The organism is Streptomyces sp. NPDC003077 (genome assembly GCF_040611095.1).
Taxonomy (GTDB): domain Bacteria; phylum Actinomycetota; class Actinomycetes; order Streptomycetales; family Streptomycetaceae; genus Streptomyces.
Genome location: NZ_JBEXNM010000086.1, coordinates 15,234 through 31,833 on the forward strand (window position 1 = coordinate 15,234; position 16,600 = coordinate 31,833).

Sequence of the window (16,600 nt, forward strand, 5' to 3'; positions counted from 1 at the left end):
GGCGGGTGCGGATGCGTGGGTGCCGGAGTGGCGGTGCCGGGGTGACGATGCCGGGATGGCGGTGCCGGAGTGGCGGTGCCGGAGTGGCGGTGCCGGAGTGGCGGTGCCGGGATGGCGGGTGCGGATGCGTGGGCGCCGGAGTGGCGGCGCCGGAGTGGCAGTGCCGGGATGGCGGTCCGCCTCCGGCCGTCGCGGTTCTCGTCTCGTCAGGAGGTGGCCCGGTTCCGCAGCAGGGCGTCGAGGGAATCCACGACCCAGGCCCAGGATTCCTGCGCGTCCGGGGCGCTGTGCTCGAAGCCCCCGGCCAGTTCCAGGCTGACGTAACCGTGGAAGACGCTGCCCAGCAGCCGCACCGCGTGTGTCTGGTCCGGCTCCGGCAGGTCGTAGCCGCGCAGGATCGCCCGCGTCATCTGCGCGTGCCGCACCCCGGCGCTGGCGGCGGCCGTCTCGGGATCGAGCCGAAGGCGGGCGGCGGCGTAGCGCCCGGGGTGCTCCCGGGCGTAGTCGCGGTAGGCATCCGCGAAAGCGGCCAGGGCGTCCCTGCCAGCCCGCCCGGCCAGGGCGTCGGCGGCCCGGTCGGCGAGTTCCCGCAAGGCGAACAGGGCGATCCTGGTCTTCAGCTCCTGGGAGTTCTTCAGGTGCGAGTACAGGCTCGCGACCTTCACGTCGAACCGCCGGGCGAGCGCCGAGACGGTCACCTGGTCGAAACCGACCTCGTCGGCCAGTTCTGCCCCGGCCAGGGTCAGACGCTCCGGGGTCAATCCTGCTCTCACCATAACCTTCCTCCTATTCAACGATAACCGTACACCATTTTCCTAATAGGTTTAGGCATGAGCCTACTGGTCGTGGGAGCGTTGCGGGGTCCCCGGGGCAGGGCCTGCGCGCGTGTGATCGTTACCTTCGCCGGTCTGACGTTCGACTTCGCCGGCTGCGAGGCCACCGGCACGGCGATCACGGACAGGGAGGGAGGTCCGGCCGGGGCGGCGGCAAACGGCCGTGACGGTCGCGCCACGCGCGGAGTGACGAGCACAGGCCCGCGAGGCGCCGGCGGACGCGCGAGGGAGACGGCGGTACCGGGCGGGGTTGCTGGGCGCGGCGGGGGCGCCGCACCCTTGGCCGGGCCGGTCCTGCTCTTCCCGGGTGCACGACGCAGCCGAAGAACTCCGGCCGTGCCCCTCGCACTTTCACTGGACGAGCGCGTTACCGCAGTTCAGGCCCGTTTGTCAGTGGCGCCTGCTCTCATGGGGAGTTGACGCGGGGACCGTCATAACCGGGGAGGGCGGCAATGCCGTTCATCGATCGCTACACACGCCGCGACGGGACGCAGGTCTCGGCCCACTCGCGGTCGGCGCCGGGGTCACGGCGCCAACTGACCATCATGGTCGTCATCGTGCTGCTGATCTGGGGAGCGTCCGAGGGCGGCCTGCACATCAAGGGCACGGCGGGCCATCGGCCGGCCGTCACCGCCCCGGCCCATCCCGCAGGGGGCGCGCGGTGACGCGCAGGCCGGTGCGGAGGAGTTCGCGCCGTCGGCGGAAGCAGTCGGCGGGTGGGCCACTGGTGCTCGTCGCGCTGCTGGGCCTCGGCGCCCTCGCGGCGCTGATCCAGTGGCTCGTCCTGCACTGGTGGGTGCTGATCGTCATCGGTGTGCTCGGCGTCCTGGTCGGGAGCGCGTGGCTGCACGGGCACCGGCAGCGGCTGCGGTGGGCCCGCGCTCGTGCGGCGGCGCTGCGCTACACGCTGGAGCAGCTGGACGCGCTGCACTACGACCAGTTCGAGTACGCGGTCCGGGACCTGATGATCCGGGACGGCTGCACCGCGGAGAAGCGCGGCGGGCGCGGGGACAACGGCTGCGACGTCTTCGGCACCGACCCGTCGGGCCGGCGGTGGGTCCTGCAGTGCAAGCACCGCAGGCGTGGTCTGGCCGGTTCGGCGGTCGGCGTGCCCGACCTCCAGGTCCTCAACGGCACCGCGCGCCAGTTTCACCGGGCGGATGTCGTGGTGCTGGTGACCAACGGCCGGGTGACCTCCACGGCCGTGCCGTGGGCCCGCAGCCAGCGGATCCACCTCGTGGACCGGGAGCTGCTGGGGCAGTGGGCCGCGGGGTCGCGTCCGCTGTGGGAGCTGCTGCGACAGCTTCCGCCTCCTCGGCGGGCCGTTTCCTAGTACTGCGGGTGGGGTTCGTGATCGGTCCGGGGGGGTTCTTTGGCGGTTCGTTGGCGGTTCGTTGGCGGTCCGTTGGCGGTCCGTCCGCGGTTCGTCTGCCGTAGTGGCTGCGGGGGGGCTGTTGTCCGGTGGCGTCGGCGCTGGTTGGACCGGTGCGGCAGCCTGGCGGCCGTCATGGCCGGTGGGGTGAAGGCGAGGGCGAGGAGGCTGCGGATCTCCGGGACGGTCGGTGTGATCGGATCGCTGCCGCGGACGGGCTGGCGCATGGCGACGGGCCGCTGTGGTGCCGCGACGGCGTCGGGAAGGGCCGGGGAGCTCGTACACCGGCACCTGACCAGGGAAGACGAACACCACCCGGTCATGTCCTCGGCCCGTGCCCGCGTATCCCTTCCTTCCCGCCGTCAACTCGTGTCCCTTCCTTCCCGCCGTCAAGCGGGACGGCCGGTGTTCGAACACGGGCCGTGCCACGGCCGGGGAAGATCCGTTCCCCACCGCGCTGGGCCACCTCGACGCCCGAGGCCACCTGCGCACGTACCCATCACCGATGGCCGGCGGCCCGTCGCTTCGGCAGAGGCGGGACCGCCGGCTCGACGTCCTGCCCTCGGCAAGGGCCCCTTCGGCGATCGCCGCCGTCCCTCCGATGCGCGGAGCAAGTCGACCGCCTGCCCCCAAGCTGTCGTGCTCACCGGTCTGTTCGCCTCGCCGCACCGGCGAGGCTGTTCCCCAACCGCCCACCGAAGCGGCACGGCGACTCGGCATCGCTTCCCACCAGCCACAGCGCACCGGAACAATGAAGGTCTTGCACCCGTCACGAGGAGGAATGTGTCTATGAAGGTGGGGACGGCGCGTTCCGCCGCGGTCCAGTGGGTCGCCCGGCATGCCAAATCCGATGCCGACTACCGGGGCGCGTACTTCAGTGGCTCGACCGTCGGGCTGCCGGACGACGCCGAGCTGCCACCCTCTTCCGACGTCGACATCCTCGTCGTCACCGCCGCCGACAGCCCACCGGCCAAGCTGGGGAAATTTCGCTACCGGGGCACTCTGCTGGAGGTCAGTCACCTGCCCTGGGCCGAGATCGCCTCTGCCCCCAAGGTCCTCGCGTCCTACCACCTGGCCGGCGGCTTCCGCACGGACACGATCATCGACGACCCCACCGGCCATCTGCACAGGCTGCACGCGTACGTCTCACCCCGTTTCGCCGCTCGGCCCTGGGTCCGCCGCCGATGCCAAGATGCCCGCCGCCGGATCGAAACCCGTCTCGCGGCCATCGACACCGCGGCGCCGTTCCACGAGCAGGTGGCCGCCTGGCTGTTCCCCACCGGCGTGACCTGCCACGTGCTTCTCGCCGCCGCCCTGCGCAACCCCACCGTCCGCCTGCGCTACCCGGCCGCGCGCAAGGTCCTCACCGAGTACGGCCACCTCGGCGTCTATCCCGAGCTCCTGGGCCTCCTCGGCGTTTCGCACCTGTCGGCGCAACGCGTCCAGCACCATCTGCGCGAACTCGCCGCGACGTTCGACGCCACCGTCCGGGTGGCGCGGACCCCGTTCCTCTTCAGCAGCGACATCACCCCCGCCGCGCGGCCGATCGCGATCGACGGAAGCCAGGCCCTCATCGACTCCGGTGACCACCGCGAGGCCGCCTTCTGGATCATCGCGACTTTCGCCCGCTGCCACACCATCCTGGCCACCGACGCTCCCCGACTGCACGAAGCCCTCGCCCCGGCCTTCCACGCAGCCGTCGCCGACCTCGGTATCGGCTCCAGCCGCGACCTCGTCCAGCGGGCCGCGGAGGTCACCCGGTTCCTGCCCCGGCTCTGGCAGATCGGCGAGGACATCCTGGCCGGCAACCCCGACATCACCGAATAGCGAGGAACAGCATCGCCCCGTGCGGGGAACGCTGTCCGTTCTCACCGGCGAAGCCGGCCACCGGGCCCGTCCCGGACAGTGCCACCTTTCACCTTCAGTGAAAGCCCTGGCAGCAAACGTCCCATCGTCCTGACACGGCTCAGGTCAGGACACATCGGTACCGCCATGGTCGAGTCGACGAGGCACGTGCTCGACGGCGGAGCCGCGACCGCGGACGACAGCCCTCGGTTCGTGCCGTTGGTTTACGCCATCGGCCCGCACCGAGCGGGCGCGCCGACGGTGAGGATCACAGGCTTGGAGATGCTTCCGGCCACAGGGCGAAGTAGCCGGTGACGTGGTCGGGGAATCCTTGGTCGGCTAGGCCAGGACTCTGTCCACGTAGGCGGTGATCGCGGGGATTACCGTGGTCATCGTGGGCAGCCAGCCGGGGACGGCGTTGACCTCGCAGATGGTGTGCCCGCCGTCGGCGGTGAAGAGCAGGTCGACGCCGGCGATGGTCGCACCGAGCGTTCTCGCGGCCCGGACCGCCAGGGCCTGGCCCTCGGGGTAGCGGCCCAGACACAGTTCGGCGGAGGCTCCCCGGGTGAGGTTGGAGGCCAGGGCGCCGTCCCGGGAGGAGCGGATCTTGGCCGCGACCGGCTCCCCGTCCACGACGATCACGCGCAGGTCCCGTCCGTGGGAGGCGGCCACGTATTCCTGGAACATCAGGGGCACGTCGGGGGCCGGGCGGTCGGCGACGGCCCGCAGCCGGCCGGGGTCCGAGAGCAGTTCCACCTCCGTACCGTTGCGGCCGTTGACGGGCTTGGCCACGCACGGCGCCGTCACCCGGGGGCTGCGCACCACGCCGGACAGGGGCGCGGTGGCATACGACAGGGAGTCCGGCACCGGCAGTCCGGCCGAGGCCAGCTCCTGTAGTTGCCACATCTTGTTGCCGCACAGCTGGTGGGCCGGGAGGGGGTTGATCAGCACGGCCCCGAGGTGTTCCAGGTGGCGCAGCAGGGTCAGCTCGCGGTGCTGGGCCATGGAGCCGGGGGCCTGGCGCACCAGGACCACCCTGGGCGGGGGGATGTCCGCGCCGCCCAGGGTCTGGAGCGTGAGCCGGCCTCGCCGGACGCCGAGGAGGAGTTCGTCGGTGTGCCAGCAGGCGAAGCGCGGACCGTAGATCTTCTCCAGCGTGCCGACCAGTGCGCGGGTCCCCTTCCGCGGGCCCATCGGGTGCTCTCGCGCCAGCACCCAGACGTCAGCGGGTGCAACGATCGCCGATGACATCGTCTGCTTCGCCTTCCTCGGCTGGGGAATGGGAGAAGGGGCCCGGGCCGCCGGCCACCCTCGTGCCGGCCGGGCAGGGGCACCCGGGCACCGTACGCCGACCGCGCCCTTCCGCGGAACGGCACACCCCGTGCGGCATTCGTTCCCGCCGCCGGGAAGCCGACGCCCCGGTCCGCCGCCCGGTACCCGACGAGAAGGTCCTCCGCGCCGCGTCCCTCTCTTGGGCCAGTCGGCCGGGGCGTCCATCGTCGCTTCGCTCTGCGTCCTCGCCGCCCGCGAGGCCACGGGCCTCTTCCGCCGGGCGATCGTCGGAAGCGGCAGCGGCCGGGGGCGTTCGTCACCGAGCGGGCCGCCCGCGTCGGCAGGGCGGTAGCCGGGAGGTAGCCGGGGTTCTGGGCATCGCGCCATCGGTCGACGCTTGCGCGCGCGTCTGCGACGATCGCCCGGCCGGGGCCGCCTCCCACCACGCGGTCCGTCGTCTCTCACCACGCGGTCCGACTCTCACCACGCGGTGCGACGGAGCGGCGGACCGTCTCGGCGGACGCCTCAGGGCGGACCGTTTCCGGTGATTCGCCGACGGCGCGGACGGCTTCGTGCCTGGGGGCACCAACGGCCGTACGGAGGTCTTCCTCACGGACGTCTTCACGGAGGTCTTCCTCACGGACGTCTTCGTAACGGACGTCTTCGTAACGGACGTCTTCGTGCGCAGGATGGAGTGAGGCGGCGGCGACCTGAACGGCCGGGGCGCCTTCCTCATCTGCACGGGGGGCGGCCCGGTTCGGTACGGCCGTCAGCCATGAGCGCCTGTGTCAGGGGGACGCGGGTGCCGACAGGGTCGGATGGTGGGTGACGGTCCGGTCCGGGATCAGCGTCGGGTGGATGTCGAACCGAGGCCGCCGGGGGTGGGAGGCGCCCAGGTGGGGGCCGCGGTCGCCTCGGTGGGGGTCGTTTCGCGCATGAGGACGTGCCAGCCGTCCTCGCCGGCGTTGCCGTCCAGACGCACGCTCAGTTCCTTCACCTGCCGGGTGCCGTGGAAGTACAGCACGACGGTCTGGCGTTCGGAGCCCTCGTCGTAGAAGTCGGCCGTGACCTTGCCGCGGGCGCCCTTGCGGAAGCCCTTGATCCAGTTGTCGGCCGTCTTTCGCGCCTCGTTCTCGGAGCCGTCGCCGGTCGCGAGCGCCGCGAGCTGCTCGGCGGTGCCGTCCGCGATCCGCCAGACGGTCTCCTGCGTCACCCGCAGCGAACCCGTGGACGGGTAGCCCACCACGCGCAGGGGCTCGTGGGCGGTGTAGTCGCTCGCATACGTGGCTTCGGTGGCACCGGCCGAGGGCGAACAGGCCGCCAGCGCGCCGAGCACCAGCCCGGCCGCGACGGCGCGGGCCGGTCGACGCGCTATTCGTGTCCCGGTCGCTTGGCGCTCTTGGGACGGATGAGCGTGCGCGATGCGCTCGCTCTCCCTCTCGCCTGTCAGGGGCTTCTCCCTGAGCCGCGGGTTCCCGGCGCCGCCGGGCCAGGTGTCGCTCCTGTTCCTGATGGCGCCTCGCAGGTAGCACTGCTGCCACCAGGACCCGTTCGTTTTGCACCTGTCCCGGCGAAATTTCATGCTGTCACCGTAGTGCAGCGTTTTGGGAGTGACGTCGGGGCAGTCATCGGACGGGCGGTGCGAGCGGCGGTACCGGATCATGACCTGGCCTGGCTTTCACTCGGCGCACCGAGGTGCCGGCTCTCCTGGTGCCGGCGGGTCGAGCGGACGGCTGCCGCGGCCAGGACGAGTGCGCCTGTTCCGAAGAGGACGTTGCCGGTCAGGGCGGTGGCCAGCGGGACGCCCATGTCGGCCGCGTGGGTGAAGCCCACCCATACGTACGTCAGCAGGGCGCCGACGGCGAGGGCGGTACGGTGCGGGGCTCCCCAGCCGCGGCGGCGGGACCAGCCGGTGCCCACGATCACGGCCACCGCGGCCAGCGCCAACCAGGCGGCGGCCATGATCCAGTCGGGCACGTGATCCCTCAGCAGCGACTGGCCGATCCAGTAGACGCTGGTGAGGACGAAGGCCGCGCATCCTGTCCGCCATGGGAGAGGAGCGTTCGTGGTGGACGGGAGCGTCGGCCGTCGGCCGACGCAGAAGGCCGCGATGATCAGGCCGGCGATCAGCACCACGCCGACGGTCCACTGTCGCGGCGAGGCCATGAACCGGTCATTGGCGGCGTACTGCATGGCGGCCAGGAAGAGCGAACCCGCCGCGAACACCACCGCGGTCACGCTCAGGCCGGGGCGCCCCAGCCAGTGGCGCCGCGGATCGCGGCTGAACGCCTCGACGAGCGCGATCGGCACGCAGATGCTCCAGATCATGTGCATCGACACGACGTCCTGGAGCAGGGCCACGCTCGTCCCGAGCAGTGGAACATGGGTCCCCGCGTAGACGAGGCCGAAGTCGATGCCGCCGTAGTGGGGGTTCCAGAGCATCTGGTCGACCGGGCCCTCTTCGAACAACCCGTAAGCCGCCGCGAGCAGCAGCATCGTCGGCCAGCCGCGACCGGTGCGCCGTGCGACTTCCCGGACGAGCAGGGCCCCGCCGCCGTACAGCGGGACGAAGAGGGGCAACGCCCCGATTTCGCTGATCGGCGTATTGCCCAGGAGGTATTCGCCCACCAGCGGGGCCAGCAGGACCAGGGCGAGGACCGAGCGCCATCGGTGCGCGGTTTTGCGAGCTTGCATCATTCCTCCGAGGCTAGGGACGGCGTGCCGGCCGCCGCCTCTGCCGACCGACCAGACGTGTCGGCCACCTGGCCAGAGTCCGTCCGGTCGCCTCGGCCGGGTTCGCTCGGCCGGGTTCGCTCAGCCCCGCATCGCTCGGCGCCTGGACATGCGGCGAGTGATCACCCGGCGTTCCGTCCCGCATCGTCCGCGCCGATCACTCGGCTTCCGCGTCGTGGGCCAGCAGTGCGAGCTGGATGCGGTTGTCCAGGTCCAGTTTGGCCAGTGCGCTGGACAGATGGGCCTTGACCGTGCCGGTGGACAGGTGGAGCCGCCGGCCGATCTCGGAGTTGGAGAGCCCTTCGGCCACCGCGCGGGCGATCTGGCGTTCCCTCTCGGAGAGAGTGGCGAGCTTGTTCCGCGCCTGCTCGGCGCGGGTGTCGGTGCCTGCCGCGGCGTGCTCGATCAGCGTGCGTGCCGCCGCCGGGGAGAGCGCCGGCTCGCCGCGGGCGGCACGGCGTACCGCTTCGACGATCTCCTCCGGTGCGGTGTGCTTGAGCAGGTAGCCCGCGGCTCCGGCGCGCATCGCCTCCAGGACCAGGCCGCCGGCGTCGAAGGTCGTCAGCACGATGACCTGGGGCGCGTGGGTCCCGTCCGCCACCGCCCGGGTCGCGGCGATCCCGTCCATGACCGGCATCCGGATGTCCATCAGCACGACGTCCGGGGTGTGCCGACGGACGGCCCCGGCCACGCCCGCGCCGTCCTCGACCTCGCCGACGACCTCGATGCCGGGCGCGCCACGCAGCATCATCGTCAGTCCGGCCCGGACCAGGGGGTCGTCGTCGACCAGCAGCACACGGATCATCGTCGTCGTCATTCCGCGGGCCAGGGTAGCCGGGCCCGCAGCGTGAAGGCCTCTCCGTCAGCGCCGTGCTCCAGCAGGCCGCCGTCCAGCCGGACCCGCTCGGCCAGCCCGGTCAGCCCGGCTCCGGCCCCCGGTACCCGCGGCGCGGGCGTCCCGGCGGGTATGCGGTTGCCGATCTCGATGGTGAGATCCGAGCCGGGCTCGCCGGTCAGCCGTACGGTCACCTCGGCCTCCGGGGCGTGTTTGCGCGCGTTGGTCAGGCCCTCTTGGACCACCCGGTACACCGTGTGCTGGGACTGCGGGCGGGGCGGGGCCGTGCCGCGGGCGCCGAGTTCGTCGCGGAAGTCCACGCGCTGTCCCGCCGCCCTGGCCTCCTCGACCAGGCCGGGCAGATCGGCCAGGCGGGGCTGCGGGGCCGTCTCTGTGTCCTCGTCGCCGTCGGTGCGCAGCACCAGCAGGACGTCGCGCAGTTCGCCCAGGGCCTGGTGCGCGTTGTCGCGGATGACCTCCGCGCTCTGGGAGATCTCGGTGCCGTCCAGGCCGGGCCCGTCGCCGTTGGCGGCCTGCTTGGCCCGGTAGGCCAGGGCGCCGGCGTGCACCGACAGCAGGGAGACGCGGTGTGCCAGCACGTCGTGCATCTCGCGGGCCAGGGCCTCGCGCTCCCGGCGGCGGGTGTCGGCCAGCCGCCGGGCGTGCTCCTCGCGCTCCAGCTCGGCCTCCCGCCGTACCGCCAGCAGCCACAGCCGCCGGGCCCGCAGGGTGCTGCCCAAGGCGAAGGAGAGCAGGTAGTAGGCGAGCGTGAAGACGACGCCGAAGAACCCGTCCGCGTCCGTGTCCGGCAGGAGCAGCGAGCCGAGCCGGCTCGCCACCAGATACAGGCCCAGGAGCACGAGCGAGCGCCGCCAGGGCAGCCGCAGCGCCAGGTTGACGGTGATCACGACGATCGCGCCGAACGCGCTGCTCGCCACGGCCACGGCCGGCAGGGCCAGCACGGCCACGGCCAGCGGATGGCTGCGGCGCCACCACAGCGACGCGCAGGACAGGGCCCCCAGCAGCAGATCGGCTGCCAGCAACTCGTCCGACGGGTGATCGAATTTCTTGGCGATGCCGCAGACCACCAGGCCCACCATGACCGCGGCGCCGAAGGTCAGGGTGTCGACCGCCCAGTCCCGCGGGGTGCGGCGGGCCCGGGTGCCGTCGCCGCCGATGCGGAATTCGCCGGGCAGCAGCCACTCCGGTACGGCCCGCCGGATTTCGTCACTGTGCTCCACCTTCCTCACGATAGGTGCCGACCCGTCGCGGTGGGGATCAGCCACCTGGCCAGAGGCGTTGGACAGGTGGCCAGGAACGTGGACCGGGTGGGCAGGAACGTGGACCGGGCGGGCAGGGCAGGCGTGATGAAGGCTCGTGGCCGTGGCCGCCCTGGCCTGTGTCCCCGGTCGGTCCGCGCCCGCTCTGCGTCCCCGGCCGGTCTGTCCCTCCGGCCGATCCGCACCTGCTCGGCGTCCCCGGCCGGTCTGCATCTCCGGCCGGTCCGCACCTGCTTTGCGCGTCGGCCCGTCCGTGTCATGAGAGGTCATAACGCGTTCACAACGCGTTCACGGGGCGTCACAACGCGATCGTGAAGTTGTCATCTCCCCCCGTACCGGAGCGCGTTGACACGACCCCAGGGCCGTGCTCTACGCTACAAATCTAACGATCGTTTCATTTGAAGCGCGTGTTCAATTTTCGGGACGGACATTCCCCGCCGTCCTTTCCCTTCGAGTGCTGTTCCGGAGGTTCCGCTCGTGGCCAATCCCTACGGCGCGCTGTTCAAAGCGCCCGGTTCCGTGGCCTTCTCGGCGGCCGGTTTCGTGGGCAGGATGCCCGTTTCCATGACCGGCATCGGCATCATCACGATGCTGTCCCAGATGAACGGCGAGTACGGGCTCGCCGGGGCCGTCTCCGCCGCCTTCACCCTGTCGATGGCGCTGTGCGGGCCGCAGGTCTCCCGCATCGTGGACCGCAAGGGGCAGAGCAAGGTCCTGTTACCCGCCGCCGGTCTGAGTGTCATCTCGATGGCCGGGCTGCTGCTGTGCGCCCATTACAAGGCGCCGGCCTGGACGTTGTTCGTGTTCGCGATCCTGGCGGGCACCCTGCCGAACATGGCCGCCATGGTCCGGGCCCGGTGGACGCACGTCTACCGCGACTCCCCCAAGCTGCACACCGCCTTCTCCCTGGAGTCGGTGGTGGACGAGATGACCTTCGTGGTCGGCCCCGCGCTGTCCGTGGCGCTGTCCACATCCCTGTTCGCCGAGGCCGGGCCCATGATCGCGTCCGCGCTGCTGGCGATCGGCGTCCTGCTGTTCATCCCGCAGAAGCGCACCGAGCCGCCCGTGCACGTGGACGAGGACGGCGGGCGCGCGGGCGGCTCGGCCATCCGCATCGGGGCGCTGCAACTGCTCGCGCTCATCCTGGTCGCCGGCGGCACCATCGTCGGGACCGTCGACGTGGTCAGTGTGGCGTTCGCCGAGGAGCAGGGCGCGCCGGCCAGCGCCGGCATCGTGCTGTCCGTCTACGCGGTGGGGTCCGCCCTGGCCGGGCTGGTCTTCGGGGCGCGGAAGCTGAAGACGCCGCTGCCGCGGCTGCTGACGTTCGGCGCGGCCGGTACGGCGGTGACCACGCTGCCGCTGCTGCTGGTGGGCAATGTGGCGACGCTGTCCGTCGCGGTGTTCTTCTCCGGTATCTTCTTCGCGCCCACCATGATCATCATCATGGGTCTCGTCGAGAAGATCGTGCCCCCCCGGCAGCTGACGGAGGGCATGACGTGGGCGATCACCGGCCTGAGTGTGGGCACGGCGCTCGGTGCGGCCGTATCGGGTTCCATGGTCGACCGCTTCGGACCGATGGGCGGTTTCGCGGTGGCCATGGTCGCGGGCGCCGCCACGCTGCTGCTGGCGCTCGTCGCGTACCGCCCGCTGACCAACCGCATCCGCCAGGGCCGTCCCGAGGAGGCCCCTGGGGCCGCAGCGGAGTCCGCGGCGCAAGCCTCGTCGGCCGGTGAGGCTGGTGCGACCGGTGAGGTCGGTGAGACCCGTGACGTCAAGGACGGCAGCCGGCCGGTCGCGGACGCCGGGAAGGCCTCGTCCTGACCGGGCGCGGCACCGTGCCCGAGCGCGCGGACGAAAGGGGCACCTCGGCGCCGGGATCCGTCCGTACGGTGACACGGCCGCGCGGCGGGCGCGTCCATCCGAGCAGACGGCGGGAACGCTCCGGCTGCCGACGATCCCCGGAGGGAAACGAGCGTTGAACAAACCGTCCGCCCCGACCGCCCCGACCGCCGACGGCCGCCGCCTCAAAGGCGAACAGCGCAAGCGGGAGCTGATCGAGGCCACCTTGCAGGTCGTCGGCCGTGAGGGGATCGCGGGGGTCAGTCACCGCGTCGTCTCCCGGGAGGCGGGGCAGCCGCCGACCGCCGCCGCGTACCACTTCAAGGGCATCGGCGACCTGTTGGCCGTCGCGCTGACCGCCTGTATGGAGCAGGACGCGGCACGCCTGCGGGCGGCCGGGCCGGACGGCGGCCCCGAGGGGCTGCGCGATCTGGCGCGCGTCATGGCCGACGCGGTGGCGGTTCCGCACCGGCTGCTGGCGGAGTACGAACTGTTCCTGCTGGCCGCGCGCCGACCGGAGTTGCGCGTCAGCACCCGGAACTGGCTGGACTCGATCACGGAGTTCGGCCGCCGGTACACCACCGACCCCGTACGGCTGCGGGTGCTGGCCGGAACCTTCGACGGCCTGCTGATGCACGCGCTGCTGACGGACGATCCGCCGACCGCCGAGGAGTACGAGGCGGCGCTACGGATGATCCTGCTCTGACGGCCCGGCGGTCCGGCCCGGCCCGGTGGTCCCCCACCGGGCCGGGTGGCCGGAACCTCGTCGGCGCAGCGCGCGCAAGACGCCGTCACCGATACCGCCAGCGGCGTGCCCGCCCTCCGGGCGCCCCATCCGGTCCCCGCCGCCCCCGCTCCCGTCGTCACCGGACCGATGCCGCCACCGAACGGATACCGCCACCGACTCCGGACCGATACCGCCACCCCCGAACGCATACCGCCACCCGAACCAATCCCGTCACCACCCTCGGACCCACAACGAACCGATCCCGACAGCGAACCGATTCCGCCACCGAACCGATCCCGACAGCGAACGGATACCGCCACCGAACGCACACCGCCACCAACCCCGGACCCACACTGAACCGATCCCGCCACCAAACCAATCCCGCCACCACCCCCGAACCCACACCGAACCGATCCCGCCACCGAACGCACACCGCCCCCGGACCCACCCCGCCCCGGGGCGCGCGCCATATCCCGTCGCGGCCCGTTCCCACACCCGTACGCGGCCGGTCGGATCCCCGCTCCTTCCCTTCGCCCACGCATGCCTCGCACGGAACACCGAGGAGATCGTCGATGCACGCTCCGAACCCCTCCCCCGCCCCCTCCCCCACGCCCTACGAAGGTGACCGCGCCGTCCTTCAGGACCTGACGCGGCGGCACCGGGACACGCTGGACCGCGCGCTGCGGGCGATCCGCAGCCGCGAGCACTGGACCCCGTACGCCGAGGACCCGGACGCCTACGGCGCGGACGCCGCGGCCCAGGGTGAACGGGCCTTCCGTGGCCTGCTCGGCGCGCCCTTCCCGCTGGAGACGCCGGGCCGGGACGGCACGGTCGGCCCGGCCCCCGCCGAGGGCGGCGAGCGGTCCCCGTACGGCTTCGAGCTGGGCATCACCTACCCGCACGCCGACCCGGCCGCCCTGTTCAGCGCGGCGCGCGCGGCGCTGCCCGGCTGGCGGGACGTGTGCCCGAGGGACCGGGCGGTGGTGTGCGCCGAGATCCTGGCCCGGATCAACGCCCGTTCGCACGAGTTCGCGCAGGTGGCCATGCACACCAGCGGCCACAACTTCCTCATGGCCTTCCACGCCGGTGCCGTGCACGCGCAGGACCGGGGGCTGGAGGCGGTGGCCGTCGCCCTGCGGGAGCAGACCCGGCTGCCCGCGCGCCGGCGCTGGGAGAAGCCGTACGGCGACCGGACGCTGTCGGTGGACAAGACCTTCACCGTCGTGCCGCGCGGGGTGAGCCTGCTGATCGGCAACCGCGTGGTGCCGACGTGGAGCGGCTATCCGGGCCTGTTCGCCTCCCTGGCGACGGGCAACGCCGTGGTGGTCAAGCCGCACCCGGACGCGGTGCTGCCGCTCGCCCTGACCGTCGCCATCGCCCGCGAGGTGCTGCGCGGGTGTGGGTTCGACCCGAACCTGGTGTGCCTGGCGCCCGAGCGGCCGGGCGAGCCGCTGGCCCGGGAACTGGCCACCAGCCCCGAGGTGGGCGTCATCGACTACTCCGGCGGCACGGAGTTCGGCGCCTGGCTGGCGCGCCACGCTCCGGGTGCCCGCCTGTTCGCGGCGACGTCCGCCGTCAACTCCGTGCTCGTCGAGTCCACCGCGCACTACCGGGGGCTGCTGGACAACACCGCCTTCTCGCTGGCCCTGTACAGCGGCCAGTTGTGCACCAGTACGCAGAACCTGCTGATCCCGCGGGACGGCATCGCCACGGACGAGGGGCACAAGAGCTTCGCGCAGGTCGTGGCGGACCTGACCGCCACCCTGGAGAAGCTGCTGGTGGACGACGCGCGGGCGGCCGAGCTGCTGGGCGCTCTGTATGACCGCCGGATGGCGGACCGGGCGGCCGAGGCGTCCTCCGGTGCGCTCGCGAAGGTGGCCCTGGCCTCCCGCGCGGTGCGGCACCCGGAGTTCCCCGGCGCGCTGATCCGTACGCCGGCGGTGGTCGAGCTGGACGCCCGTGAGGAGGCGGACCGCGCGCTGCTCACCTCCGAGTGGCCCGGGCCGATCGCCTTTGTGGCCGCCGTGGACTCGGCCGCGGCGGGCATCGGGCTGATCCGCGAGGCGGTGCGGCGGCGGGGCGGCCTGAGCGTCGGGGGCCACACCCGTTCGCCCGAGGTCGCGCGGGAGCTTGAGATCATGTGCGCCCAGGAGGGCGTGCTGCTCTCGCTCAACCTGACCGGCGACTTCTACGTCTCGCAGTCCTCGGTCTACTCGGACCTGCACGGCTCGGCGGCCGGCGGGCCGGGGAGCCACGCCTTCTGCGACGCCGCGTTCGTCGCGCCCCGGTTCCACGTGGCCGAGGTCCGCCGGTGGGCCACCGATCCGGTCCGGTGACGGGCGCCGTCCGTCGTTCACGTGAGCGCGAGAGAGAGGTCATTCGTGTCGGACGTGTCAGTGGACTTACCGTTACGAGGGCGTGAGCCGGAGATCGCGCGGGTGCGCGCGGTCCTGGAGTACGTGCGCCGGGGAGGCAGTTCCCTCCTCGTGCTCAACGGGCCTCCCGGGGTGGGCAAGACCCGTCTGCTGTGCGCGTGCCGGAGCCTGGCGGCCGGGATGGGCTTCCACGTCACCGGCGGCCCCTCGGGTCCGGGGTCCGGAGGCCGGGGCGCGCAGCACTGGGCGCGCTGCCGCCACACGCCCGTGGTCCGGGGCGGGTATCCCGCGCGCCGGACGAGTGCCGCCCGCCCCGTCCTGATGATCGCGGACGGTACCGGGCACCCCGCCGCCGAGGGCGCGGGTGCGGCGGGCCTCCGTGGCGGCGGGCACGGCGCGCCGGTGCTGTGGATCGTCACCCGGCGTCCGGGGGACCGGGGTGCCGGGCCGGTTCCCGCCGGGCCGACGGCGGGCGCCCACACCGAGCTGGTCTCGCTCGGGCCGCTGCCCGGCCCGGCCGCGTCGCAGCTGGCCTGCGACCTTCTGGGGGTGCCGCCCGCCGCGTCCCTGGGGCCGCTGGTGCGCAGCGCGTCGGGGCATCCCCGCCTGGTGGTGGAGCTGCTGCGGGGGATGCTGGAGGAGGGCAGCGTGCGGATCGCGGACGGCGCGGCGCACTTGGTGCGGGACGAGTTGCCGGCCCGGTTGCGCGCCCGGGTGGCGCTCACCTTGGAGGAGTATTCCGGGCCGTGCCGCCAGTTGCTGCGGGTGGCCGCCGTGCTGGGACGCGACCTGGAGTGGGACGTGCTGGCGGCCGTGCTGCGGATTCCGCCGCCGGATCTGCTGCCGGTGCTGGAGGAGGCGTACACCACGGGCATGGTCGGCGGCGACGGCACGCGGACCGCCTTCCGTCACGAGCTGGCGCGCCGGGTCGTCGCGGCGTCGGTGCCCGCGTCGCTGCGCCGGGCGCTGCGGGAGGAGGCCGCCCGGGTGCGGCCCGCCGCTCCGGTGGCGGCCGAGCCGCCCGTGGGCGGCGGGGCGCAGGCCGGGTGCGCGGCGCTCAACGACCGGCAGAGCGACGTGGTGGCGCTGGTGCGGGCGGGGCTGACGAACCGGCAGATCGCCTCGGAGCTGGGGATGTCCCCGCACACGGTGAACTACCACCTGCGCAAGCTGTTCACGAGCTTCGGGGTGCGGTCGCGCATCGGGTTGCTGCGGGCGGTGGAGGAGGGGCGGGGCGCGGTCCCGCCGGTGCTGTCGTCCGGGCCGTGTGGACGGCCCGGACGGGCCCCGCTCGCGGCCTTGTGGGGGATCGACCGGCCGGTGCCGGGACCGCCCGGCCGCCCCTCCCCCGGGTACGGACCCGCCCATCTTGAGGCGGCCCCCGACCACCCGCCCTGAGACGGCCCCCAACCACCCGTCCCACCCCGGTGCGAAACCACCCGACCGGCCCCCCTCGCAGGACCGCCGCCCTTCCCCCGGCACACGGCCG

Annotated in this window: 14 protein-coding genes; 8 read left to right on the top strand and 6 right to left on the bottom strand. The window is 72.7% G+C overall.

The features are described from left to right. Nucleotides 1-206: 206 nt before the first annotated feature. Nucleotides 207-776 carry a WHG domain-containing protein gene (locus ABZX96_RS34165; protein ID WP_355552151.1) on the bottom strand — a complete coding sequence of 190 codons (570 nt, stop codon included), beginning with the start codon at nucleotides 774-776 and terminating at the stop codon, nucleotides 207-209. Between the two features lie 509 nt (nucleotides 777-1,285). Between ABZX96_RS34165 and ABZX96_RS34170 the strand changes: the two genes are divergently transcribed. The 3 genes from ABZX96_RS34170 to ABZX96_RS34180 all read left to right on the top strand — a co-directional run bounded on the left by ABZX96_RS34170 (nucleotide 1,286) and on the right by ABZX96_RS34180 (nucleotide 4,032). Continuing rightward, nucleotides 1,286-1,498, top strand: coding sequence for a hypothetical protein (locus tag ABZX96_RS34170; protein ID WP_355552154.1), 213 nt, complete (start codon nucleotides 1,286-1,288; stop codon nucleotides 1,496-1,498). Beyond that, on the top strand, nucleotides 1,495-2,166 hold the full coding sequence (locus ABZX96_RS34175) for a restriction endonuclease (RefSeq protein ID WP_355552157.1): 672 nt from the start codon (nucleotides 1,495-1,497) through the stop codon (nucleotides 2,164-2,166). Before ABZX96_RS34170 ends, ABZX96_RS34175 begins: the two co-directional genes overlap by 4 nt. Before the next feature lie 828 nt (nucleotides 2,167-2,994). Then, complete coding sequence (locus ABZX96_RS34180; RefSeq protein ID WP_355552160.1) at nucleotides 2,995-4,032, top strand: hypothetical protein; 1,038 nt, start codon at nucleotides 2,995-2,997, stop codon at nucleotides 4,030-4,032. Nucleotides 4,033-4,389: 357 nt separating this feature from the next. Here ABZX96_RS34180 and ABZX96_RS34185 read toward each other — a convergent pair whose 3' ends face one another. Beyond that, nucleotides 4,390-5,301, bottom strand: coding sequence for a RimK family alpha-L-glutamate ligase (locus ABZX96_RS34185; RefSeq protein WP_355552162.1), 912 nt, complete (start codon nucleotides 5,299-5,301; stop codon nucleotides 4,390-4,392). Between the two features lie 593 nt (nucleotides 5,302-5,894). Between ABZX96_RS34185 and ABZX96_RS34190 the strand changes: the two genes are divergently transcribed. Next, nucleotides 5,895-6,020 carry a hypothetical protein gene (locus ABZX96_RS34190; protein WP_355552165.1) on the top strand — a complete coding sequence of 42 codons (126 nt, stop codon included), beginning with the start codon at nucleotides 5,895-5,897 and terminating at the stop codon, nucleotides 6,018-6,020. A gap of 146 nt (nucleotides 6,021-6,166) precedes the next feature. Here ABZX96_RS34190 and ABZX96_RS34195 read toward each other — a convergent pair whose 3' ends face one another. The 4 genes from ABZX96_RS34195 to ABZX96_RS34210 form a co-directional block, all read right to left on the bottom strand. Then, nucleotides 6,167-6,904 (bottom strand): hypothetical protein, encoded by a 738-nt coding sequence (locus ABZX96_RS34195; protein WP_355552168.1) that lies wholly within the window; start codon nucleotides 6,902-6,904, stop codon nucleotides 6,167-6,169. Between the two features lie 77 nt (nucleotides 6,905-6,981). After that, nucleotides 6,982-8,019 carry a hypothetical protein gene (locus ABZX96_RS34200; protein WP_355552171.1) on the bottom strand — a complete coding sequence of 346 codons (1,038 nt, stop codon included), beginning with the start codon at nucleotides 8,017-8,019 and terminating at the stop codon, nucleotides 6,982-6,984. A gap of 193 nt (nucleotides 8,020-8,212) precedes the next feature. Next, nucleotides 8,213-8,872, bottom strand: a complete 660-nt coding sequence (locus ABZX96_RS34205; RefSeq protein ID WP_355552174.1) for a response regulator transcription factor — start codon at nucleotides 8,870-8,872, stop codon at nucleotides 8,213-8,215. Continuing rightward, nucleotides 8,869-10,131, bottom strand: coding sequence for a histidine kinase (locus tag ABZX96_RS34210; protein WP_355552177.1), 1,263 nt, complete (start codon nucleotides 10,129-10,131; stop codon nucleotides 8,869-8,871). Before ABZX96_RS34210 ends, ABZX96_RS34205 begins: the two co-directional genes overlap by 4 nt. Before the next feature lie 516 nt (nucleotides 10,132-10,647). On the opposite strand from ABZX96_RS34210, the gene ABZX96_RS34215 reads away from it, so the two are divergent. The 4 genes from ABZX96_RS34215 (at nucleotide 10,648) to ABZX96_RS34230 (ending at nucleotide 16,509) form a co-directional block, all read left to right on the top strand. After that, nucleotides 10,648-11,991, top strand: a complete 1,344-nt coding sequence (locus ABZX96_RS34215; RefSeq protein ID WP_355552180.1) for an MFS transporter — start codon at nucleotides 10,648-10,650, stop codon at nucleotides 11,989-11,991. A 154-nt stretch (nucleotides 11,992-12,145) separates the two neighbouring features. Further along, on the top strand, nucleotides 12,146-12,715 hold the full coding sequence (locus tag ABZX96_RS34220) for a TetR family transcriptional regulator (protein WP_355552183.1): 570 nt from the start codon (nucleotides 12,146-12,148) through the stop codon (nucleotides 12,713-12,715). A gap of 593 nt (nucleotides 12,716-13,308) precedes the next feature. Further along, nucleotides 13,309-15,072 (top strand): phenylacetic acid degradation protein PaaN, encoded by a 1,764-nt coding sequence (paaN, locus tag ABZX96_RS34225; protein ID WP_355552186.1) that lies wholly within the window; start codon nucleotides 13,309-13,311, stop codon nucleotides 15,070-15,072. 54 nt (nucleotides 15,073-15,126) lie between these two features. Beyond that, on the top strand, nucleotides 15,127-16,509 hold the full coding sequence (locus ABZX96_RS34230) for a LuxR C-terminal-related transcriptional regulator (RefSeq protein WP_355552189.1): 1,383 nt from the start codon (nucleotides 15,127-15,129) through the stop codon (nucleotides 16,507-16,509). The last annotated feature ends 91 nt before the right edge of the window (nucleotides 16,510-16,600 follow it).